Origin of the sequence: Mesorhizobium sp. ES1-3 (assembly GCF_020164795.1) — a bacterium.
Taxonomy (GTDB): Bacteria; Pseudomonadota; Alphaproteobacteria; order Rhizobiales; family Rhizobiaceae; genus Mesorhizobium.
This window is the reverse complement of record NZ_JAIUGW010000006.1, coordinates 25,672-47,887: the sequence shown is the minus strand read 5'-3', so window position 1 is coordinate 47,887 and position 22,216 is coordinate 25,672. Positions and strand designations below refer to the sequence as shown.

The 22,216-nt window shown below is 63.7% G+C and carries 16 protein-coding genes; 9 read left to right on the top strand and 7 right to left on the bottom strand.

What is annotated here, in order from left to right:
• Window position 1: 1 nt before the first annotated feature.
• Window positions 2-1,930, bottom strand: a complete 1,929-nt coding sequence (locus LB536_RS11310) for an autotransporter assembly complex protein TamA (RefSeq protein ID WP_224591982.1) — start codon at window positions 1,928-1,930, stop codon at window positions 2-4.
• Between the two features lie 280 nt (window positions 1,931-2,210).
• On the opposite strand from LB536_RS11310, the gene LB536_RS11305 reads away from it, so the two are divergent.
• From LB536_RS11305 to LB536_RS11280, 6 genes are all read left to right on the top strand, one after another.
• On the top strand, window positions 2,211-7,709 hold the full coding sequence (locus LB536_RS11305) for an alpha-2-macroglobulin family protein (protein WP_224591979.1): 5,499 nt from the start codon (window positions 2,211-2,213) through the stop codon (window positions 7,707-7,709).
• A 173-nt stretch (window positions 7,710-7,882) separates the two neighbouring features.
• Window positions 7,883-9,973, top strand: coding sequence for a penicillin-binding protein 1C (gene pbpC, locus LB536_RS11300; protein WP_224591976.1), 2,091 nt, complete (start codon window positions 7,883-7,885; stop codon window positions 9,971-9,973).
• A 410-nt stretch (window positions 9,974-10,383) separates the two neighbouring features.
• The gene (locus LB536_RS11295) at window positions 10,384-11,412 is read left to right on the top strand and encodes a sulfate ABC transporter substrate-binding protein (protein WP_224591973.1); all 1,029 of its coding nucleotides are present in this window, start codon (window positions 10,384-10,386) and stop codon (window positions 11,410-11,412) included.
• 23 nt (window positions 11,413-11,435) lie between these two features.
• Window positions 11,436-12,287, top strand: a complete 852-nt coding sequence (cysT, locus tag LB536_RS11290) for a sulfate ABC transporter permease subunit CysT (protein WP_140759061.1) — start codon at window positions 11,436-11,438, stop codon at window positions 12,285-12,287.
• The gene (gene cysW / locus LB536_RS11285; protein ID WP_224591969.1) at window positions 12,280-13,164 is read left to right on the top strand and encodes a sulfate ABC transporter permease subunit CysW; all 885 of its coding nucleotides are present in this window, start codon (window positions 12,280-12,282) and stop codon (window positions 13,162-13,164) included. The genes cysT and cysW overlap by 8 nt, the downstream gene beginning before the upstream one ends.
• A 12-nt stretch (window positions 13,165-13,176) precedes the next feature.
• Window positions 13,177-14,217 (top strand): sulfate/molybdate ABC transporter ATP-binding protein, encoded by a 1,041-nt coding sequence (locus LB536_RS11280; protein WP_224591967.1) that lies wholly within the window; start codon window positions 13,177-13,179, stop codon window positions 14,215-14,217.
• A gap of 66 nt (window positions 14,218-14,283) precedes the next feature.
• Here LB536_RS11280 and LB536_RS11275 read toward each other — a convergent pair whose 3' ends face one another.
• Window positions 14,284-14,760 carry a GNAT family N-acetyltransferase gene (locus LB536_RS11275; protein ID WP_224591965.1) on the bottom strand — a complete coding sequence of 159 codons (477 nt, stop codon included), beginning with the start codon at window positions 14,758-14,760 and terminating at the stop codon, window positions 14,284-14,286.
• Window positions 14,760-15,041 carry a DUF1778 domain-containing protein gene (locus LB536_RS11270; protein ID WP_224591962.1) on the bottom strand — a complete coding sequence of 94 codons (282 nt, stop codon included), beginning with the start codon at window positions 15,039-15,041 and terminating at the stop codon, window positions 14,760-14,762. Before LB536_RS11270 ends, LB536_RS11275 begins: the two co-directional genes overlap by 1 nt.
• A 246-nt stretch (window positions 15,042-15,287) precedes the next feature.
• Between LB536_RS11270 and LB536_RS11265 the strand changes: the two genes are divergently transcribed.
• The 3 genes from LB536_RS11265 to LB536_RS11255 all read left to right on the top strand — a co-directional run bounded on the left by LB536_RS11265 (window position 15,288) and on the right by LB536_RS11255 (window position 18,138).
• Complete coding sequence (locus LB536_RS11265; RefSeq protein WP_224591959.1) at window positions 15,288-16,274, top strand: sulfate ABC transporter substrate-binding protein; 987 nt, start codon at window positions 15,288-15,290, stop codon at window positions 16,272-16,274.
• A gap of 252 nt (window positions 16,275-16,526) precedes the next feature.
• Window positions 16,527-16,976: an RrF2 family transcriptional regulator gene (locus LB536_RS11260; protein ID WP_140759073.1), complete on the top strand. Its 450-nt coding sequence runs from the start codon at window positions 16,527-16,529 to the stop codon at window positions 16,974-16,976.
• A 10-nt stretch (window positions 16,977-16,986) separates the two neighbouring features.
• The gene (locus LB536_RS11255) at window positions 16,987-18,138 is read left to right on the top strand and encodes a hypothetical protein (RefSeq protein ID WP_224591956.1); all 1,152 of its coding nucleotides are present in this window, start codon (window positions 16,987-16,989) and stop codon (window positions 18,136-18,138) included.
• On the opposite strand, the gene LB536_RS11250 is transcribed toward LB536_RS11255, so the two are convergent.
• The 4 genes from LB536_RS11250 to LB536_RS11235 are packed head-to-tail and all read right to left on the bottom strand — an operon-like array spanning window position 18,133 to window position 22,191.
• The gene (locus LB536_RS11250) at window positions 18,133-18,681 is read right to left on the bottom strand and encodes a gluconokinase (RefSeq protein WP_224591953.1); all 549 of its coding nucleotides are present in this window, start codon (window positions 18,679-18,681) and stop codon (window positions 18,133-18,135) included. The two genes, LB536_RS11255 and LB536_RS11250, sit on opposite strands and share 6 nt — an antisense overlap.
• A 2-nt stretch (window positions 18,682-18,683) precedes the next feature.
• The gene (locus LB536_RS11245; protein ID WP_140811984.1) at window positions 18,684-19,670 is read right to left on the bottom strand and encodes an ABC transporter permease; all 987 of its coding nucleotides are present in this window, start codon (window positions 19,668-19,670) and stop codon (window positions 18,684-18,686) included.
• The gene (locus LB536_RS11240; protein ID WP_140759081.1) at window positions 19,667-20,647 is read right to left on the bottom strand and encodes an ABC transporter permease; all 981 of its coding nucleotides are present in this window, start codon (window positions 20,645-20,647) and stop codon (window positions 19,667-19,669) included. Before LB536_RS11240 ends, LB536_RS11245 begins: the two co-directional genes overlap by 4 nt.
• Entirely contained in the window at window positions 20,644-22,191 is a 1,548-nt protein-coding gene (locus tag LB536_RS11235; RefSeq protein ID WP_224591949.1) for a sugar ABC transporter ATP-binding protein, read from the bottom strand. The genes LB536_RS11240 and LB536_RS11235 overlap by 4 nt, the downstream gene beginning before the upstream one ends.
• Window positions 22,192-22,216 lie beyond the last annotated feature (25 nt).

Below are 22,216 nucleotides of genomic sequence, written 5' to 3'. Positions count from 1 at the left end.
GTCAAAATGCCTGGCCAATGCCGGCATAAATGCCGAAATGCGGGTCGCCGGGATCCCGGTTGAGCGGCACGGCCGCGTCGATGCGCAGCGGTCCGAACGGCGTGACATAGCGCAGCCCGACGCCGGCGCCGACCTTGACGTCGGAGAAGTTGGGAACCGACCTGGTCGATACCGTACCGGCATCGATGAAGGGCACGATGCCGATCGTGTCGGTGACGGCGATACGCATCTCCACCGAGGTTTCGAAGAAGGAGAGGCCGCCGATCGGCTGGCCGGTGAAATCCTTCGGACCTATGCCCTGATAGGCATAGCCGCGCACCGAACCGCCGCCGCCGGAATAGAAGCGCCGGTCGGCCGGAACGTTCTGCAGCCCGGTGCCGACGATCGAGCCGACTGTGACGCGTTCCGCCAGCACGAACTTCGACGCGGTGTCCAGCGACTGATAGGCCGAGCCCTCGCCCTTCAGCTTGAGGAAGGTGGCACCACTCAATATGTCGTAGCTCGGCTCGGCATAGGCGAGCACCCTGAAGCCCTTGGTCGGGTTCAACCTGCTGTCCCTGTTGTCATAGACATATTGCAGCGGAACGCTGGCGATCAGGTAGGTGTGCTTGCCGAAGGCGTCGTGGATGCGTGAATAGTCGAGCGCGACCTCGGCCGATACGGTCTGCTTCTTGTCGAGTTCATAGGACAGGCCGGCGCTGCCCTTGACCGAGAAATGGTCATAGGCGTCCGGATGCTCGAGCACGGTCTTGACGCTGGCGAAGAACTTCGACGCCGGCCCGATCACGCCGGGCTTCTCGAACATGATGCCGGCATTGTAGTTCAGTTCGGACAGATTGTTGCTGCCGATGCCGCTGATGGCGCCGTCGATGCGCAGCTTTTCGGCACGGCCAAACAGGTTGCGATGGCCCCAGTAACCTTCCAGGCCAAGCCCCTCGGTGTTCGAGAAGGTGCCGCCGAGGCCGTAATAGCGCGGCTTGCGCTCGCTGACCTGGACGCCGATCGGGATGTTGCCGTCGGCGTCGAGCTTGTCGGCTTCCTTGAAGGTCACGCTGTTGAAGACCTCGAGCGCCAGCAGCCTGTCGCGCGCGTCGCTGATCTCCTGTGGCGAGTATTGCTTGCCGCGCTTCAGCCCGGTCATGTATTCTGTGAAGTCGCGGTCGACCTTCTCGGTGCCTTCCACGGTGGTCGCGCCATAGCCGGCGACCGGCCCGGCTGCGACCGTCAGCGTCACGTCGAGCGTCGATGTGGCATGGTCGGCGACGATCTGCCGGTCGGTCACCTTGGCCAGGGGCCTGCCCTGCTCCATCAGCGTCCGCACGATCAGCGCCTCGGCCTTGAGCACCGCGCCCGATCCGGCGTCGCCACCTGATATCAGGCCGTAATCGGCGCTCATCAGCCCCGCCGCGTCGCCCTCCAGCCTGATATTGCCAAGGGTGAATTTGGGGCCGGCCGAGATGGTGATCGCCACTGGAATGGGCTGCGGACCCTTGAATTCGGCGTCCGGCGGCAGTTCGTCGAGCGGCTTGCCGTCGATGGTGATGGTGACGACGCCTTCATAGCGGGCATCGGCATAAAGCGCCGCCACCAGCTGTTCGCGGTCGCTGCGCGCCTTGGTCATCAGCCCGAGCGAGCCCGAAACCGGCCGGTCCTCGTCGCCCTTCAGCGCCGAGGCATTTTCGAGCTTCTTGACGAGATCCTTGTCGGCATCGGGTGCGGAGATGGTCACCGCGTAGCGCAGGGGATCGACAATGTCAGCGTCCTCGTCTTTAGACGACCCCCACAGCTTGATGCCGAAAAGCTCGAACGCGGCCGCGTGCCTCGATTCGCAAAGCAGCGCCGTCCCGCACATCATGGCCAAAAGCAGGGCGCGCGGAAGCACGCGCCTTGGCGCGGTCCCTCGTGACATCTGCTCTTCATACGCCGGCATTAAGACAACCTAATTCGTAAACCTAAAATTGGAATGAAGTTCTGAAGCGCTCGTAAAGGGGCCACAATCCAATTGTCTGAAATAGGACGGGCTTGGAATTCACACCTTCTGCGTTTCCGCAAGAATGCGTGATCCCCTGTCCTATGGAGGTTACTGTCGCATACCGGTCCTTGGCCGGAAAATAAACCGTTGGCGGGCGGCACCTGCCGCGTTCGCGCGTTGACAAGCCCGACTGAAGCTTGATCATGCCCGGACGTCTGCAATTGTCTGGAGGGGTGTTATGGCAATGCGCGCGGCTCGTGGTCTGTCGATTCTCGTCCTTCTCTTCTTCGCCTGGGCCACCGCCTTAGCCTGGAACGGCGTCGCGCAAGCGGCCGAGGCCCGGCGCATCGCAACGACCGACAATTCCGACTATTTCGGTTTCGACCTCAGGTCGGACCAGAACGTCACGCTCGACCAGTGCAAGACGACATGTCTCGGCGATCCGGCCTGCCGCGCCTTCACCTACAACACCAAGGCCAAATGGTGCTTTATCAAATCCGACTATAACCAATTGAAATCCTTCAACGGCGCGATCGCCGGCAAGGTCGTCAACATCGACGGCGATCCCGATATCGGCGCGCCGCCCGAACTCGCCTTCTTCCCCAACTGGATGGCCGACCAGGCCCAGCAATACCGCAGCAAGCTGCTCGGGCCGGCCTTTGACAAGCCGACCGAGGGCATGGCGGCTCTTACAAATGCCGCCGAACAGGCCGTATTGGCTGGCGACCATCGCTCCGCCATGCGGAAATACGAGGCCGCGGTCTCGGTCATGCCGGACGATGGCCAGCTCTGGCTCAAGCTGGCGCGCGAAACGCTGGCCGTGCAGCCTGCCGCGAACACCTCCGAGGCGTCTACCTTGCCGACGAACGGCACCTCAGCCGCCTTCAACGCCTATAAACTGCTGCGCACCACCAAGACACGCGCCGAAGTGCTGGCGCTGCTCGGCAATGGTCTCGACAAGCGCGATCTCTACCGTCCGGCGCTGCAGGCCTTTGAAGCCAGCCTTGCGCTGGAAAGTTCGCCCGCGGTCCAGGCCGAGTATGCCGATCTCAAGGCCCGCAAGGGGTTCCGTGTCATCGATCACTCTGTCGATGCCGACACCAGCGCGCCGCGCATCTGTGCGCAATTCTCCGAGGATCTGGTCAAGACCGGCGTCGATTACTCGCAGTTCGTCACCGTCGACAACGCGCCGCCGAAGGGCGTCGAGGCCAAGGACAAGCAGATCTGCGTCGAAGGGCTCGAACACGGCCAGCACTATGACGTGACCTTCCGCGCCGGCCTGCCGGCCGCGATCGGCGAAGTGACCGCCGCCCCCGTGGTGCTGTCGATCTATGTGCAGGATCGCGCGCCGTCCGCCCGCTTCACCGGCGACAGCTTCGTGCTGCCGGCAGGCGCGCGCCGCGGCATCCCGATCGTCACCGTCAACATGAATGGCGCCGAGATGAAGCTCTACCGCATCGGCGACCGTTCGCTGGCGCAGCTTCTGTCGGGTTACCAGTTCCTGCACCAGCTCGATGGCTATGACATCTCCAACATTTCCGAGCAGATGGGCGCGCCGGTCTGGCACGGCCAGCTCGACATCGTCAACGACCTCAACAAGGAAGTCACCACCTCCTTCCCGGTCGACGAAGCGCTGCCGCAGCGCAAGCCCGGCGTCTATGTGCTGACCGCCAAGGCCGTCAACGACAAGAGTGACGACTACGGTTCGCTGGCCACGCAGTGGTTCGTCGTCTCCGACATCGGCCTGTCGACCTATACCGGCCAGGACGGGCTCAATGTCTTTGCCCGTTCGCTGGGCAGCGCCAAGCCGATTGCCGGAGCCGAACTGACGCTGGTTGCCCGCAACAACGAGATCCTCGGCACCGCGACGTCGGATGCGAACGGCCATGCCGTCTTCAATCCCGGCCTGACGCGCGGTGACGGCGGCATGGTGCCGGCCGTGCTGATGGCAAAGCAGGGCGACAATGATTTTGTCTTCCTCGACATGGCCAAGGCCGGCTTCGACCTGTCCGACCGTGGCGTCACCGGACGCGCCGCACCGGGCGCGCTCGACGTCTATGCCTGGACCGAGCGCGGCATCTACCGCGCCGGCGAGGACGTCCATGTCGCCGCCCTTGCCCGCGACGGCGCCGCCAAGGCGGTCGAGAACCTGCCGCTGACATTCATCTTCTCGCGTCCCGATGGCGTCGAGGACCGCCGCATCGTCAGCGACGGCGCCTCGGCCGGCGGCCACGCCGTCGACCTGCCGCTCGAACCCAACGCCATGCGCGGCACATGGTCGGTGTCGATCTACACCGACCCCAAGCAGCCGGAGGTTGCCAGCCAGATGTTCCTGGTCGAGGACTTCGTGCCGGATCGCATCGAATTCGACATCAAGGCCGACAAGCACGAGATTGCGCGGGGCGAAACCGCCAACATCGACATCGACGGCCGTTTCCTCTATGGCGCGCCGGCGGCGGGCCTGGCGCTGGAAGGCGAATTGACGCTGTCGACGTCCCGCGACTGGGACCGCTTCCCCAACTTTTCCTTCGGCCTCGCCGACGAACAGTCGGCGGAGCCCACGGTCACGCCGCTCACCGATCTGCCGGTGGTTGGCGATGACGGCAAGGCGACCTTCCCTGTTACCGTCGACCAGTTGCCGTCGACCACTAAGCTGGTCGACGGCAAGGTGACGGTGCGCATGCGCGAAACCGGCGGCCGCGCCATCGAGCGCTCACTCAACATCGGCATCCGCCCGCAAGGCCACATGATCGGCATCCGTCCGGACTTCGCCGACGGTGAAGTGCCGCAGGGCGGCACGGCCAAGTTCAGCCTGATCGCCGTCGATCCCGATGGCAAGCGAGAGGCGCTGAAGGGCGCGCAGTGGACGCTGGTCAAAGTCGAACGCAATTATCAGTGGTACCGCTCCAACAACTCCTGGAACTACGAGCCGGTGAGCTTGACCAAATCGATCGCCAACGGCCAGATCGACCTCAACGCCGATGGCGACGCCACGGTCTCGGTACCTGTCGACTGGGGCCAGTACAGGCTCGAAGTCGAGACATCGGACCCCGAGGGACCGGCGACCAGCTACGAGTTCGACGCCGGCTGGTATGTCGCCTCGACCACCACCGAAACGCCTGACGGCCTGGAGATTGCCCTCGACAAGGATAACTATGCCGCGGGCGAAGTGGCCAAGCTGAAAATCTCGCCGCATTTTGCCGGCGAGCTTCTGATCAACATCGGCTCCGACAAGCTGCTGAAGACCATCACGGCGACCGTGCCGGCCGGCGGCAGCACCGTCGACATCCCGGTCGGAGACGACTGGGGCGCCGGCGCCTATGTAACGGCAACCCTGTTCCGGCCGGGCGATGCGCAGCAGACACGCATGCCCGCCCGCGCAATCGGCGTGAAATGGCTGACGGTCGATCCGGGCGCCAAGAAGCTTGCCGTCACGCTCACGCCGCCGGACAAGACCGTGCCGCGCCAGCAGCTGTCGATCCCGGTTTCCGTGGCCGGCGTGCAGCCGGGCACAAACGCCTATGTCATGGTTGCCGCCGTCGATGTCGGCATCCTCAACTTGACCAACTACAAGGCGCCGGACCCGGAGAATTGGTTCTTCGGCCAGCGCATGCTGGGCATGGAGATCCGCGACATCTATGGCCGCCTGATCGACGGCTCGCTGGGCACCACCGGCAAGCTCAGGACCGGCGGTGACGGCGCCAACATGCAGGCGCAAGGCAGCCCGCCAACCGAAAAGCTGGTCGCCTTCTTCTCCGGCATCGTCCAGCTCGATGCCGACGGCAAGGCACGGATCGACTTCGACATTCCGCAGTTCAACGGCGCCGTGCGCGTCATGGCTGTCGCCTGGACCAAGGAAGCGGTCGGCCATGCCCAGTCGGACGTGATCGTGCGTGATCCCATAGTGATCACCGCCGGCCTGCCGCGCTTCCTGGCGCCTGGCGACAACGCCGTCATGCGGCTGGACGTCGCCGACACCGACGGCCCCGCCGGCGACTACGCGCTGTCGATCGATACGACGGGCGACCTGTCGACAGGCGACAAGCCCCTGCCGCAGAAGCTGACGCTCGCCCAGGGCAAGCGCCAGACCTTGACCGTGCCGCTGATCGCAAGGACGGCGGGCAATGCTTCGCTCACCATCAAGCTGGCGCACGCCGATGGCACCAAGGTCGAACAGACGCTCTATGTGCCTGTGCGCCCGGCCCAATTGCCGGTCACCACGCGCCTTGTGGTCGACCTCAAGGGCAATGGCGGCGCGCTGCGCGTCGACAAGGAACTGCTGGCGGCAAGCCTGCTTGAAGGCGCTTCGGTCAGCGTCGGCGTTTCGCAGGCGGCGGCCTTCGACGTGCCTTCACTGCTGATGACGCTCGATCGCTACCCCTATGGTTGCGCCGAGCAGACCACCAGCCGTGCCATGCCGCTTCTCTACGTCAACGAGATGGCATCGGGCGTCGGCATGGAAAACGACCCTGACCTGCACGGCCGCGTCCAGGACGCGATCTACAAGGTCCTGAGCTACCAGTCCTCGAGCGGCAGCTTCGGTCTGTGGGGTCCAGGCTCCGGCGATTTGTGGCTCGACGCCTATGTCAGCGAGTTCCTGACCAGGGCGCGCGAGCAGAAATACGACGTGCCGAGCCTGGCGATGAACCAGGCCCTGAACAACCTGCAGAACTCGCTCGGTTACGACCAGAGCGTACAGGACCGCGGCAGCGAGATCGCTTACGCCCTCTACGTGCTGGCCCGCAACAAGAAGGCCTCGATCGGCGACCTGCGCTATTACGCAGACACCCAGCTCGAAGCCTTCTCGAGCCCGATGGCCGTCGCCCAGCTCGCGGCGAGCCTGGCGCTCTATGGCGACACACAGCGTTCGGAGGCGACGTTCAAGACCGCGCTGCAACTCGCCAAATCGAGCACCGACTACGACTGGTACCGCTCCGACTACGGCTCGTCGTTGCGTGACGGCGCGGCGATGCTGTCGCTGGCGGCGGAATCGAAGCCGGCATCGACGATCGTGCCCGAGCTGATCAAGCTGGTGACTAGGAAACGCGCCGAAGTCCGCTGGACCAGCACCCAGGACGATTCCTGGATGCTGCTGGCGGCGCGTGCGCTGAAGGAGGGCAATGATTCGATCGCGTTGACCGTCAATGGCGCGCCGCATTCCGGCGGCTATTCCAACCAGGTCAACGGCTCCGACCTGGTCGACAGCCCGCTCGAAGTCGCCAACACCGGCAAGACTCCGCTGCAGGCCGTCGTCACCACCGTGGCCTCGCCGATCCAGCCTTTGCCGGCCGGTGGCGATGGTTTCACCATCAGCCGCACCTACTACAAGCTCGACGGCACCGAAGCCAATGTGACGGAGGCAACCCAGAACGAACGCTATGTCGTCGTGCTCAAGGTCACCGAGCGGAACAGCTGGCCGTCGCGCCTGCTGGTCACCGACCTGTTGCCGGCCGGCTTCGAGATCGACAATCCCGGCCTGGTCTCCAGCGCCCAGCTGTCGAACTTCTCCTGGCTGGCACAGACCGACGCCGCCCATCTCGAATTCCGCGACGACCGGTTCGTCGCGGCGTTCAACCCAGCCGACGGCGACCACGACCACAATCTGACGCTCGCCTATGTCGTGCGCGCCGTGACGCCGGGCACCTACGCCCATCCGGCGGCAACGGTTGAGGACATGTACCGGCCGCAATATTCGGCCCGCACCGCCACCGGCATGATGGAGATCAAGGCGCCGTAAGGTGCCTTGGCGGATATGAACGTGAGCCTTGCGCTGCCCCTCATTGCCCTGCCGGGCATTTCTCCCCGTATAGTGACGGGGAGAAAGGGGCTAGCGTCGACCGCCGCGACAGGTCCCTTCTCCCCGTCACTATACGGGGAGAAGGTGCCGGCAGGCGGATGAGGGGCGGCACCATGCTCTCCAGAAAATTCCTTCGCCGTGCAGCCATAACGCTGGCTTCCTGCGCCGGCGTCCTTGCCCTTTCCGTCGCTTCCCTCTGGGAACTCGACCGCGCTTTTCCGCCACCATTGCCGGCGACGCTCACCGTCTCCACCGAAGTCCAGGACCGCGACGGCCAGTTGCTGCGCGCCTTCGCCACGCCGGACGGTTACTGGCGGCTCGAAACCCGGCTCGACCAGGTCGACAAGCAGTTTGTCGACATGCTGGTCACCTATGAGGACAAGCGCTTCTGGGACCATGAGGGCGTCGATGTGCTGGCGCTGGCCCGCGCCGCCGGCCAGTTCGCCACCAGCGGCCATATCGTTTCCGGCGGCTCGACCCTGTCGATGCAACTCGCCCGCCTGATCGAGCCGCGCGAGAGCCGCAGCGTCGGCTCCAAGATCAAGCAGATGTTGCGCGCCATCCAGATCGAGCGGCGGCTGTCCAAACGCGAGATCCTCGAGCGCTACCTGACGCTGGCGCCCTATGGCGGCAATCTGGAAGGCGTGCGCGCCGCTTCGCTCGCCTATTTCGGCAAGGAACCGAAGCGGCTGACGGTTTCAGAGGCCGCGCTTCTCGTCGCTCTCCCGCAATTGCCGGAGAAGCGCCGGCCTGACCGCAATCTCCAGATCGCCCATGCAGCGCGCGATCGTGTGCTGAGCCGCATGGTCTCGTCAGGCCTGATCGGCGAACGCGAGGCGGCACGCGCGGCACTCGACGATGTGTCGGGGCTGCGCCGTACCTTGCCGGCGCTTGCCGCGCATGCCGCTTATGCGATGCTGCCCAGGGCCGTTCCCGGTCAGCCGCTCAAGCTGACCATCCGCAAAAGCGTCCAGCAGGGACTGGAACAGGTAGCGCGCGACGCAGCGACAAAGCTCGGGCCGCGTCTGTCCGTCGCCATGGTGCTGGCCGACGCACGCACCGGCGACATTCTGGGCGAAGTCGGCTCGGCCAATTTCTTCGATTCCAGCCGTTCCGGCTGGATCGACATGACCAAGGTCGTGCGCTCGCCCGGCTCGACGTTGAAGCCGTTCATCTACGGCCTCGCTTTCGAGCAGGGACTGGTGGCGCAGGAAACGTTGATCGAGGACAGTCCGGTCGATTTCGGTGGCTATAGGCCGAAGAATTTCGACATGGGCTATCAGGGCGATGTCAGCATCCGTCAGGCGCTGCAACTGTCGCTCAACGTGCCGGCGATCCGCGTGCTCGACGCGGTCGGCCCGGCGCGGCTGACCGCGCGCTTCCGCCAGGGCGGCGTCAACCCGATCCTGCCGGTCAACGAAGCGCCGGGCCTGGCCATCGGCCTCGGCGGCGTCGGCGTCACGCTGCGCGACCTCGTCCAGCTCTACACAGGGCTCGCCAATGGCGGCAAGACGCACTCGCTGCATGACGGCACCGAGCCGGCCAATGCCGTGAGTTCGACCACCACCATCCTCAACGATCAGGCCAACTGGCAGATCATCGACATTTTGTCCGGTGTGAAGCCGCCCGAAGGCGCCTTGCAACGTGGCATTGCCTACAAGACCGGCACCTCGTACGGCTACCGTGACGCCTGGTCGGTCGGCTTCGACGGCCGCTACGTGCTGGGTGTCTGGGTCGGCCGGCCCGATGCCGGCGCGGTGCCGGGCCTCTCGGGCTATGTCTCGGCCGCCCCGATCCTGTTCGAAGGCTTTGTCCGCTCTGGCCTGGCAACCGTGCCGCTGCCAGGCAAGCCGCCTGGCGCCTTCACCCCCAAGCGCGAGGAACTGCCCGTGACGCTTGCCCGCTTCGGCGCCGGCGCGGATGGCCTGGTGCAGGCGACGCCGACCGAACCCGCGCCGACCATCATTTTCCCGCCGGATGGCGCCCGCGTCGATCTCGCCACCAACTCGGCCGACGCCTCGCCATTGGTGCTGAAATTGCAAGGCGGTCGCGCGCCGTTCCGCTGGCTGGCCAACGGCAAGCCGCTCATCGGCCTCGACCGCCGTCGCACCGCGACATGGCAGCCCGACGGCGCGGGTTACTCGACGCTGACCGTTATCGACGCAGCTGGACGGGCGGCGAGTGTGAAAGTTTTCGTTGAATAGAGTGGGACAGGCGATTCATAGAATTAGCTTTCGATGAGGTCAGCGGATAATCAGGATACTCGCCCATGCCTGTCCGAGGCACTTCGCGCAATCCTCGATTGTCGGTAGCGTTAGTTGCGGCAGCGCTGGTTGTGACAATCTCTTTCGCTGCCTTCGCCGATCCCCTTCCTGCCGGCAGCGCTTCGATTTTCCGGTGACCGCCGGGTAAACCTGCCCTTGCCCGGCAACCTCGCAACCCTAGATGGGCCGGTTGGCGGGCCGACCCGGCGCGGGGCGGCCGCGAGGAAAATATTTCCCGACGCCGAGGCAGGTCGCCGAAGATTTTCTCCAGGAGGACAAAAAAGGCAACATTCAATGCATCTTATTTCTATCAATTTGGTAGATTTGGCGCGGGTTCAACGGAGGCAGAAATGACCAAACCTCATTTCCGGAAACTGCTCGGCGCACTGGTCGCCACATCTGTCCAGTTCGGCACGCTCGGTTTCGCGTTTGCCGACACCACCATTCTCAACGTGTCCTACGATCCGACGCGCGAGCTCTACAAGGCCTATGACGAGGCCTTCGCCGCGCATTGGAAGACAGAGACCGGCGAGACGGTGACCATTCAGCAGTCACATGGCGGATCTGGCGCCCAGGCCCGCGCCGTGATCGATGGTCTGGACGCCGATGTGGTGACGCTGGCGCTGGAAGGCGACATCAACGCCATCGTCTCCAAGTCCAAGAAGATCAATCCCGACTGGCGCACCAAATTCGAAAACAATTCAGCGCCTTACACCTCGACGATCATCTTCCTTGTCCGCAAGGGCAATCCCAAGGGCATCCACGACTGGAACGACCTGGTCAAGGACGGCACGCAGGTGATCACGCCCAATCCCAAGACCTCGGGCGGCGCGCGCTGGAACTATCTCGCGGCCTGGGCCTATGCGAATGCCAATGATGGCGGCGACGAGGCCAAGACCAAGGAATTCGTCGGCAAGCTCTACGCCAATGCTCCCGTGCTCGACACCGGCGCGCGCGGCTCGACCGTGACCTTCGCGCAAAAAGGCCTCGGCGACGTGCTGATCGCCTGGGAAAACGATGCCTATCTGGCGCTCGACGAGTTTGGCGCCGACAATTTCGACGTCGTCTATCCGCCGACCTCGATCCTGGCCGAACCGCCGGTGGCCGTGGTCGATGCGAACGTCGACGCCAAAGGCACGCGCAAGGTGGCCGAGGCCTATCTGAGCTACCTCTATTCCAAGGAAGGTCAGACTATCATCGCCAAGAACCACTACCGGCCGTCCAAGCCCGAACTGGTTCCGCCGGAAGATCTGGCCAAGCTGCCGCCTATCAAGTTGATCACCATCGACGACCCGCTTTTCGGCGGCTGGAAGAAGGCGCAGCCTTACCATTTCGGCGACGGTGGTATATTCGACCAGATCTACAAGCCGGCCCAGTGAGCTAAAATCCAGATCGGGACGACATGACCATAGCACCCGCGCAGGCAGGGTGGCGGTTCAGACAGCCGAGCGTCATTCCGGGTTTCGGATTGACGCTCGGCTTCTCGCTTGCCTACCTCACCCTCATCATCCTCATTCCCCTATCCGGGCTGATCTGGCGCTCGGCTGCCCTCGGCTGGACCGATTTCTGGGCCATCGCCACCGACCGCCGTACGCTTAACGCACTGGAAATCAGCTTCGGCACAGCTTTCATCGCGGCTGCCGTCAATGTCGTTTTCGGCACGCTCGTCGCCTGGGTGCTGGTGCGTTACCGCTTTCCAGGCCGCCGTATCGTCGATGCCATGGTCGACCTGCCGTTCGCGCTGCCGACGGCGGTGGCCGGCATCGCGCTGACCACGCTCTATGCACCGAACGGCTGGATCGGCAAATTGCTGATGCCGCTCGGCATCAAGGTCGCCTACACGCCGCTGGGCATCGTCATCGCGCTGATCTTCATCGGCCTGCCCTTCGTCGTGCGCACCGTGCAGCCGATCATGGAAGAGATCGACAAGGAAGTTGAGGAAGCCGCCGCCACGCTTGGCGCCAGCCGCTTCCAGATCATCACCCGCGTGCTGTTTCCGGGCCTGGCGCCGGCCATCATCACCGGTTTCTCGCTCGCCTTCGCGCGCGGCGTCGGCGAATACGGCTCGGTGATCTTCATTGCCGGCAACCTGCCCTACAAATCCGAGATCGCGCCGCTTTTGATCGTCATCCGGCTCGAGGAATACAATTACCCGGCGGCGACCGCGACCGCGGCGATCATGCTGGCGCTGTCGTTCCTCATGCTGTTGATCGTCAATCTGGTGCAGACATGGAGCCGCAAGCGCTATGGCTGATCCCGAGATCAAATCCTACGAACCGTTCCATGAAAGCCGCTCGGCAGCGGTAACCGAAAGCCGGTCGGCACGGGCCGTGCTGATGACCGTCGTCTTCGTCTTTCTCGCCATCTTCCTGTTGCTGCCGCTGATTATCGTCTTCAAGGAAGCCTTCGCCAAGGGCGTTGGCACCTACCTGGAATCGCTGAGCGACGCGGACACGCGTTCGGCTATCCGCCTGACCTTGCTGGTGGCGGCGATCTCGGTACCGCTCAACATCGTCTTCGGCATCTCGGCCGCCTGGGCGATCGCCAAGTTCGAGTTCAAGGGCAAAGCCTTCCTGACCACGCTGATCGACCTCCCCTTCTCGGTTTCGCCCGTCATTTCGGGTCTGGTCTACGTGCTTCTGTTCGGCGCTCAGGGGTTGCTCGGCGAGTGGCTGAAGGCACATGGCATCCAGATCTTGTTCGCAGTGCCGGGCATCGTGCTGGCCACCGTCTTCGTCACCTTCCCCTTCGTTGCCCGCGAACTGATCCCGCTGATGCAGGAACAGGGCAATGGCGACGAGGAAGCCGCCCTTTCGCTTGGCGCCAATGGCTGGCAGACCTTCTGGTACGTGACCTTGCCCAATGTCAAATGGGGCCTGCTCTACGGCGTGCTTCTGTGCAATGCGCGCGCCATGGGCGAGTTCGGCGCGGTTTCTGTGGTGTCGGGCCACATACGCGGCCTGACCAACACCATGCCGCTGCATGTCGAAATCCTCTACAACGAGTACAACGCCGCCGGCGCCTTCGCCGTCGCCTCGTTGCTTGCCGGGCTGGCGCTCGTCACGCTGGTCTTGAAAACACTGCTCGAGATGCGCTACGGCGCCGAACTCGCCGCGACGCGCGGGCATTAGAAGGTTCATTGCATGGAAGTTCGCGTTGCCAATGTGCGCAAGGAATTCGAGCGTTTTCCGGCGCTCCACGATGTCTCGCTCGACATCAAGTCGGGCGAACTGATCGCTTTGCTGGGCCCGTCCGGCTCCGGCAAGACGACCTTGCTCAGGCTGATCGCCGGGCTGGAGCGTCCGACGCGTGGAAAAATCTTCTTTGGTGACGAGGACGCTTCGCAGAAATCGATCCAGGAGCGCAATGTCGGTTTCGTCTTCCAGCACTACGCCCTGTTCCGCCACATGACGGTTGCCGACAATATCGGTTTCGGCCTCAAAGTGCGGCACGGGCCGACGCGGCCGCCGGCAGCGGAGATCCGCCGCCGTGCGTCCGAGCTTCTCGATCTCGTCCAGCTTTCGGGGCTGGAGAAGCGCTACCCCGCGCAGCTTTCGGGCGGCCAGCGCCAGCGTGTGGCGCTCGCCCGCGCCATGGCCATCGAACCCAAGGTGCTGCTGCTCGACGAGCCGTTCGGCGCGCTCGACGCGCAGGTGCGCCGGGAACTCCGCCGCTGGCTGCGGGAAATCCATGACGCCACCGGCCACACCACCGTCTTCGTCACCCACGATCAGGAAGAGGCGCTTGAGCTTGCCGACCGCGTCGTGGTTATGAGCCAGGGCCGCATCGAGCAGGTCGGTACCGCCGACGACATCTACGACACGCCGAACTCGCCCTTCGTCTACGGCTTTATCGGCGAATCGAGCTCCCTTCCGGTCAAAGTCGAGAATGGCGAGATCTGGCTGGCCGACCGTCCGATCGGATTGTCGGCGCCGCACGCGTCCGAGGGCGATGCGACGCTTTACTTCCGTCCGCACGATGTCGAACTGCTGGACGGCTGCAGCGGCTGCATCGCCGGCACCGTGGCCGCCAGCCGCCGCGTCGCGGGTACTCGGCGGGTCGAGCTCGAAATCGGCGGCGAGCGTCAGCGGGTCGAGATAGAATTGCCGATTGGTCATCCGGCGGCGCAGAAGAGCCGCGTGGCGTTCCGGCCTGGGCGCTGGAAGCTGTTTCCGACTGCATAGCGATCGGACCACTGTGAAATCTCGTCACCAGGGAATATCCTGGTCCAGTAGCGGTCGCTTACCCTTTCACTGGCCTTTCAACGACAACAACAAGATCATGGGATTTTTTGGGGAAGCCGCAAAGCCGTAGTACTCGTAAAAGGCTTTCGCTTCATCCGATATGGCGTGAACAAAAATTCCGCGAATCCTGAGGATCGTCGCGGCTTGACTGGAGCGCAGGACGGCGTCTTGCAGAAGCGCAGCGCCTACCCCTTTCCCTTGCCAGCTTGCATCCACCGCGAGACGTCCGAGCACAACCATTGGAATGGGATCTGGCATGTTGCGGCGAATAATGCCGGGCGCTTCCGCCAGATCAAGCCCGCCCGAAGACAAGCAATAGTAGCCGACAACGCGTGTGCGTTCCGCCATCACATAAGTACGTGATGCGCCACTGACCTGGTTGGCCCGTGCCCGACGGCGAAGCCATTGGTCGAGGCTTTCTGTTCCGCTTTGGAAAAGTTCGAGATCGTGGTCTTCGGCCAGCGGCGTGGGCGCCGACGGCATCAGTCCCGCCACGGCCTGGGCACGTTCATAAGGCGTGCAAAACCTTCCCCGCTTGGCGGTTCATCGAGGATGTCGAGATAATGCCGGTAACTCTCGGAATCCACCTTGATCAACGTTTGGTCGAGCAGCGTATCCTCGGCCGCACGATAAGCGGCGTCGATCATGAAGTCAGAGCGGGTTTTCCCGCGTATCTTTGCGGCACGGTCAATCAGTATGCGTATGTCCTCTCGGATGCGCAGATTGACAGGCTTGGCATGGGTTTCGGGTGCGGCTTTCGCCATGGAAGACTCCTTTCACTCATCATAACATGCCGCATACACAATGTGTATCCATTTGTCGCCTCTCTTCGGAAGAGACTGAAGAGGACGGCCTCAAAAAGATGATTCTACTTGAAAGAAAAACCTACGATGTGCCTGTTTGGGAAACGGTTTTCTAGCAACAGCCGCCAAGCCCTGAATCTATACCTCGCCGCTCCGCCGCACCCCGGCTATGGTCCGGTAATAGAGCATGACATCCGGAGCCTTTTCATGAAGCGATTTTTCATCGGCGTTGCCGTTGCCGCCGGCCTTCTCCTCGCATCCTCCCAAGCGTGGTCGGCCGACAAGCTGCTGAATGCCTCCTATGACGTCGGCCGCGAACTCTTCGTGCAGGTCAACAAGGCCTTCATCGCCAAGCACCCGGGTGTGAGCATCGACCAGTCTCATGCCGGCACGTCGGCGCAGGCGCGTGCCATCGCTGAAGGCCTCGGTGCCGATGTCGTCACCTTCAACCAGGTCACCGACGTCGACTTCCTGGTCAAGAAGGGCCTCGTCTCGGCCGACTGGCAGAAGGATTTTCCCGACAACGCCTCGCCCTTCTATTCGCTGCCTTCGTTTCTCGTCCGCGCGGGCAACCCCAAGCACATCAAGGACTGGAACGATCTCGTGCGCGACGACGTGCAGGTGATCTTCCCCAATCCGAAAACGTCGGGCAATGCGCGCTACACCTATCTCGCGGCCACCGCCTACGCCAAGGAAGCCTTCAAGGGCGACGACGCCAAGGTGAAGGAATTCATCACCAAGCTGTTCAACAACGTGCCGATCTTCGACACCGGCGGGCGCGCCGCGACCACCACCTTCGTGCAGCGCGAGATCGGCGACGTGCTGATCACCTTCGAATCCGAGACGCGCGGCATCCGCAAGGAATATGGCGACGACAAATTCGAGCAGGTCACGCCTTCCGTCAGCCTTCTGGCGGAATTCCCGGTAGCGATCGTCGACAAGGTCGCCGACGAGCATGGCACGCGCGATCTGGCCAAGAGCTATCTCGACTTCCTCTATACGCCCGAGGGCCAGGGCATCGCCGCCGACAATGGCTTGCGCGCACGCGACGCGGCTGTCGCGGCCAAATACAAGGCAGATTTTCCGGACGTGCGCCTGTTGACGGTGGAAGACGTCTTCGGCGGTTGGGACAAGGTCCAAAAGGAGCATTTCGCCGCCGGCGGCCTGCTCGACCAGGCTTATGGCAGCCGGTAAGTCTCCGCGTCCAGATAGAAAGATCAGGAAAGCCGGCCCGGTGGCCGGCTTTCCTTGTTTATGCAGCTGATAGGGCAAATTCGGCGCCCTTCGTGCAAAACGTTACAAAGAATCAACGCGTTTGTGCCTAACCTGCCCTCCAATGGCTTTGTTTTCGCGAAACGGCAGTGTGCGAAGGCAATGTTGTCATCATTTGCACACAAACAACCGCCAGATGCGGGGTGGTTGGGGCTTCAATGGGTTGACTCGGGCATGCTGACGAAAAAAGGCAAATACGGCCTGAAGGCCCTCGTGCATCTATCCAGTCTTCCACTTGGCCAATTGGCCTTCGTCAACGACATCGCCGTCGCCAACAACATCCCGAAGAAATTCCTGGACGCCATACTGGGCGAATTGCGCAACGCCGGCTTCGTCCAGAGCCGCAAGGGCAAGGAAGGCGGCTATCGTCTCGCCCGCCCCGCTTCCGAGATCAAGATCGGCCATGTCGTGCGCGTGCTCGACGGGCCGCTGGCGCCGATACCTTGCGCCAGCCGCACGCAGTATCAGCGCTGCGAGGATTGCGACGAGGCGACCTGCCAGGTCCGGCACATGATGCTGGAAGTGCGCCAGGCGATCGCCGAGGTACTGGACAACCGTAGCCTCGCCGCCATGCGCGATGCCGACAATGACGATTTCCCGGTCGAGTTGACATCCCAGATCTAGAGCCGGGTGGATGAGGCTGTCGAGGTTTACGAAATCCCGAAAAGCCGCCCGCAAGCGGCCATCGGCAGCCAGCTTTCGCATCGAGATCATCGCCGACGTCCTTGTCCCCGGATATGCCGAGGACGTGCGCTTTTTCAGCCGCAAGCTGGCTGATCCCGGCAGGCTCCGCCACTTCTCCACCAGGGACCTTCGCGAAAGCCTGGTTACCCTCTTCTACCTCGCGGTTGCGGCAGCGCTGCCGGTGCGCTGGTGGGCGCCGATCTGCGATTGGGCTTCCAGGTTTCGGTTGAAGCGCCATATGCGCAAGGATTTCCGCTTCTATGCCGCCGCAACGCGCGCGGTGCTCGGCGATGGCGTCGATACACGCAAGCTGTTCGAGGCATTGCTCACGGCGCGCCATCGCCGCCGCATGCAACTTGCCGCGCATCTGGTCGCCGGCCGTTGGACGCCGAAGATCCGGCTGGAAGGGCTCGAGGGCTTGCAGGCAGCCCTGCAACGCGGCCACGGCGCGATCCTCTGGTGCGATCAATTCACCGCCCAGACGATAATCGGCAAGCGCGCCATATACGAGGCCGGCATCGAAGCGCATCAGGTCAGCGTCAACACGCATGGCGTGTCCGAGACGGCATTCGGCCAGCGCTTCCTCAACCCGCCAATGGTTCATGTCGAGAACCGGTTCCTGAAAAGCCGGATCGCCTTCGACCGTGACGATGCCTATCAGGTCACCATCCGCATTCAAAAGATGCTGAAGCAGAACGGCGTCGTGATGATGACCAACACCATCCACGCCGGCTCGACCTTCACCGAAAGCGCCCTGGGCGAAAGCGGCTGGACGCACCTTGCCTCGGCACCGGCGAATTTCGCCGCTCGAGGCAAGACGGCCCTGTTTGCCATGTCGACTTTCGAGGTGGTGCCCTTCCGGGAATACCGCGCCGTCTTGAGCCCCGAACTGGTACCGGCGGCACCGGCGCTCCCGGCCGTGGACACAACCAGGGACGGAGCCAAGAACCTGGCCCTGCAGGCACACTACATCCTGCTGAAACGCGACCGCCTGCTGCAGGCGCTGAAGCTGTGCCCCGAGCAGATGATGTCCTGGTCGCGCCATGAGCGGTTGACAGAGGCTCAGGGCGGCGGCGGTGTCGGTTTCGAGGAGAGCTCATGACCGGCGCATCGAGCGCATTGCCTGGGCGACGAGTTCGCCGATCGGCCGCGTCGCGTCGAGCGTCAATGCCCGTTCATCTTGGCCCGGCGATTCCAGGATGGCGAACTGGCTGTCGACCAGGCTTGCCGGCATGAAATGGCCCTTGCGGCTGGCGACCCGCTGCCTTGCCGTCGCCGGGTCGATCTCCAGGTAAAGGAAAGTGATGTCAGGGCAAAAGCCGTGCAGGCGCTCGCGATAGCCGCGCTTCAGCGCCGAGCAGGCTGCAACTACGCCCTGTCCTTTGCCGATAGAGACCGCGATGTGCTCGCCGATCGCGTCGAGCCAGCCTTCGCGCAGCTGGTCGGTGAGCGGTTCACCACGCGCCATACGCGCCACATTCTCCGGCGGATGCAGCCTGTCACCCTCGATGAAGACGGCACCCAGCGCGTCGGCCAGCGCGATACCGACGGCTGACTTGCCGCAGCCGGCAACGCCCATCACCACGATGGCCGAAGGCGCCAAACCGGAAGCGCCCGTCGGCGCCTGCGCTGCGTCTTCGCCCACTGTCAGCGGCTCGCCGGCGCGCGACCGTAAAGAAGGAGCATGGCGACGATGACGACGCCATAGATGATCTGCCGTCCCGCCTCCGGCATCTGCATGACCGACAGGATGGATTGCAACAGTGTGATCAGGATCACGCCGGCGACCGTGCCGAGATAGGAGCCGCGCCCGCCCAGGATCGAGGTGCCGCCGAGCACGACGGCCGCGATCGACGGCAGTAGATAGGCGTCACCCATCGATTGCGCCGCCTTGGAGGCGTAGCCCGCCAGCAGCACGCCGCCAAAGGCGGAGAGCCCGCCGGAGACAGCGAAGGCGATCATCACCACGCGTCTTGTGTCGATGCCTGAGAGATAGGCGGCGCGCTCGCGGTTGCCGATGCCATAGACCGCGCGGCCAAAACCGCTGCGGGTCAGCACGAACACCATCGCGGCCCCGATCAGCGCCCAGATGATGACTGCATTGGGCACACCCGGAATGGTGAACCCAGTGGCGAGGTAGCGCATGGCGCCGGTGGCCGAATCCTGCGGCGAGAAGCCGCCGGTGTAGACCACCATCAACCCTTGCGCGACAGCGTTGGTGGCGAGCGTGATGATCATCGAGGGAATGCGCAGATAGGCGACGCCGATGCCGTTGACGATACCGATCAGCACGCCGCAGAAGATGCCGAACGGGATAGCCAGCGCCACGCCTGCCGGGCCGTAGGCGGCCGCCGCACAGGCCATCATCGCACCCGCCGCCACCGACCACGGCACCGACAGGTCGATCTGGCCGAGCAGGATGACCAGCATCATGCCGGTGGCGATGACGCCGAGGAACGAGGCCACCTTGAGCTGCTGCAAGAGATATTCAGGCGACAGGAAGCTGCGCGAATAGAGGCTGCCAACCAACAGCAGCACCACGATGCAGGCAAAGGCGGTCAGCACCGCCGGATCGGCGCGGCGGATGAATTTCGGCATGCGGCCGGCAATGCCGCCCAAGGTCGTCTCGCTCACAGGAACCACTCCAGCCGGTTGCGGACCCGAAACAGGGCGAAGGCGCCGAGGCTGACGGCGACCAGCAGGATAACGCCCTGGAACAGCGGCTGCCAGAGCGGATCGAAGTCGAAGACGAACAACAGGTCGCCGATGGTGCGGAAGGCCAGCGCGCCGAAGATGGCACCGATGGCGCTGCCCTTGCCGCCGAACAGCGAAACACCACCCAGCACGACCGCCGCGATCGAGAACAGCGTATAGGCGTTGCCGCTGGCATAGGCGGCCTCCCCCGTATAGGTGAAAAACGTCAGGAACAGTCCGCCGATCGCGGCCAGCAGCCCCGCAAGCGTGTAAGCGGAGAACTTGCCGCGCCTTATCGGCACGCCCGACATGTAGGCAGCCGTTTCCGAAGAGCCGGCCGCGTAGGCGGCGCGGCCGAGTACAGAGCGGCTGAACGGTACCCAGATCAGCAGAACGACCGCCAGCAGCACGACCAGGCTTGCCGGCACCAGATCGAACAGACGTCCTGTCATAGCATCGGCCAGATCCTCGTTGACCGAGCCGCCCGGAAAGGGCCGCAGCAAAAGGCCGATGCCGTAGTAGACCGCGCCGGTGGCGATGGTCGCGACGATCGGCTGCAGCCTTCCATAGATCACGATGGCGCCGTTGATCGCGCCGCACAAAAGTCCCGCCACCAGCACGGCGACGACGCCGAGCGTCGTCTGCATCGGCGTGCCCACCACCAGCCAGGAGGCCAGACAGTTGGTGAGCAGGAATATCATGCCGACGGACAGGTCGATGCCGGAGGTGATCACGACCAGCGTCTGCGCCATGGCGACGAAGGCAAGCAGCACGCCCTTGTTCGCCGCCGTCTGCACGACATTGGCGGTGAAGCCCGCCGGATGGTTCGAGGTGTAAATGACGAACATGACGATGAAGATGCCGAGCGCCAGCAATGTTCCACGCTGCTCGGCCAGCCAGTAACGCCAATCCTTCACGCTTCCGCTCCCAGGCCCACCGGGCTCTCCTCGCCATGGATGTTAAGCGCGCTCGATATCAGCGCCCTTTCGGTGATCTCGGCGCCGACCAGTTCGCGTTTGACCGCGCCGTCATAGAGAACCAGCACCCGGTCGCAGCATCCGATCAGCTCGTCATAGTCGGTCGAATAGAACAGGATCGCCGCGCCCGCGTCCGCCAGCTTGCGCATCAGCTGATAGATTTCCTGCTTGGTGCCGACATCGATGCCGCGCGTCGGATCGTTGAGCAGGATGATGCGCGGCTGGCGCATCAGCCATTTGGCTATGACTACTTTCTGCTGGTTGCCGCCCGACAGCGCGCCAACCGGAATATCGAGGCCCGCCGTCTTGATCGCCAGAAGGCCGACCATGTCGTCGATCAGCCGCTGTTCGGCGGCGCGGTCGATAATGCCGCCTTTGGACAGCCGGTCGAGTGCGGCGAAGGACAGGTTTTCGCGCACCGTCATCGGCAGCATCAGGCCTTCGGTCTTGCGGTCTTCCGGGATGAGCGCCATGCCGATGCCGTCCTCGCGGGCCGCCGCCGGGCTGGTGATCGTCGCCGGCTTGCCGTCGATCAGCACTTCGCCCGAGAGGCCACGCAGCACACCGAAGAAAGCAAGCAGCAATTCGCGCTGGCCCTGGCCATCGAGCCCGCCGAGGCCGACCACCTCGCCTGCCCTAACCGTCAGCGAGATGCTATCCAGCCGGTCGGCCCAGGACAATTTGCGCGCCTCGAGCCTGGGGGCGGCGCTGGCCGGTGCCGCCGGCGGCTTGGGCGGAAAAATATGGCTGTACTCGCGGCCGATCATCAGCTCGACCACCTCGTTGTCGCTCTTCGAGCCGGCCTTGTAGCTGGCGACATTGCGGCCATTGCGGAACACCGTGCAATGGTCGGCCAGTTCGGCGATCTCGTTCATGCGGTGCGAGATGTAGAGCAGCGCCAGCCCTTCCGAGCGCAGCCGCTTCAGCACGCCGAAGATCTTCGCGACATCCGCTGCCGTCAGCGCCGACGTCGCCTCGTCGAGGATGAGAATGCGTGGTTTGCGCGCCAGCGCCTTGGCGATCTCCACCATCTGCCGGCGCGACAGCGGCAGGTCCTTGACCAGCGCCAGCGGATGGATGTCGGCGGCGCCCGCGCGGGCAAGCGCGTCCTCGGCGATCCGGCGCTGCGCCTTGCGATCGATCATGCCGAAGCGTTTGGGCGGATCCGAAATGACGATATTGTCGGCGACGCTGAGTTCGGGGATCAGCGACAATTCCTGGAAGATGCAGACGATGCCGGCCTTGTTCGCCGCACCGGGCGAAGCGAAGGTCACTTCGCGCCCATCCAGCATCATGCGGCCTTCGTCGGGCGCCACGACACCTGCCATGACCTTGATCAATGTCGACTTGCCGGCGCCGTTTTCACCGAGGATGGCGTGGATGCTACCGGTGGAAACCGTCAGCTCGGCCTTCTCGAGTGCCCGCACGCCGCCATAGCGCTTGGAAATGCCTTCCATGCGAAAGAGTGGAGCCGCACCGTCCATCAACCCTCCCCGGGGCAATCATGGG

Coding starts and splice junctions, on each gene's coding strand:
- cysW (WP_224591969.1), top strand. CDS start 12,280: ATGGCTGATCCCGAGATCAAATCCTACGAACCGTTCCATGAAAGCCGC.
- LB536_RS11280 (WP_224591967.1), top strand. CDS start 13,177: ATGGAAGTTCGCGTTGCCAATGTGCGCAAGGAATTCGAGCGTTTTCCG.
- LB536_RS11260 (WP_140759073.1), top strand. CDS start 16,527: ATGCTGACGAAAAAAGGCAAATACGGCCTGAAGGCCCTCGTGCATCTA.
- LB536_RS11305 (WP_224591979.1), top strand. CDS start 2,211: ATGGCAATGCGCGCGGCTCGTGGTCTGTCGATTCTCGTCCTTCTCTTC.
- pbpC (WP_224591976.1), top strand. CDS start 7,883: ATGCTCTCCAGAAAATTCCTTCGCCGTGCAGCCATAACGCTGGCTTCC.
- cysT (WP_140759061.1), top strand. CDS start 11,436: ATGACCATAGCACCCGCGCAGGCAGGGTGGCGGTTCAGACAGCCGAGC.
- LB536_RS11295 (WP_224591973.1), top strand. CDS start 10,384: ATGACCAAACCTCATTTCCGGAAACTGCTCGGCGCACTGGTCGCCACA.
- LB536_RS11270 (WP_224591962.1), bottom strand. CDS start 15,041: ATGGCGAAAGCCGCACCCGAAACCCATGCCAAGCCTGTCAATCTGCGC.
- LB536_RS11310 (WP_224591982.1), bottom strand. CDS start 1,930: ATGCCGGCGTATGAAGAGCAGATGTCACGAGGGACCGCGCCAAGGCGC.
- LB536_RS11235 (WP_224591949.1), bottom strand. CDS start 22,191: ATGGACGGTGCGGCTCCACTCTTTCGCATGGAAGGCATTTCCAAGCGC.
- LB536_RS11265 (WP_224591959.1), top strand. CDS start 15,288: ATGAAGCGATTTTTCATCGGCGTTGCCGTTGCCGCCGGCCTTCTCCTC.
- LB536_RS11275 (WP_224591965.1), bottom strand. CDS start 14,760: ATGCCGTCGGCGCCCACGCCGCTGGCCGAAGACCACGATCTCGAACTT.
- LB536_RS11255 (WP_224591956.1), top strand. CDS start 16,987: ATGAGGCTGTCGAGGTTTACGAAATCCCGAAAAGCCGCCCGCAAGCGG.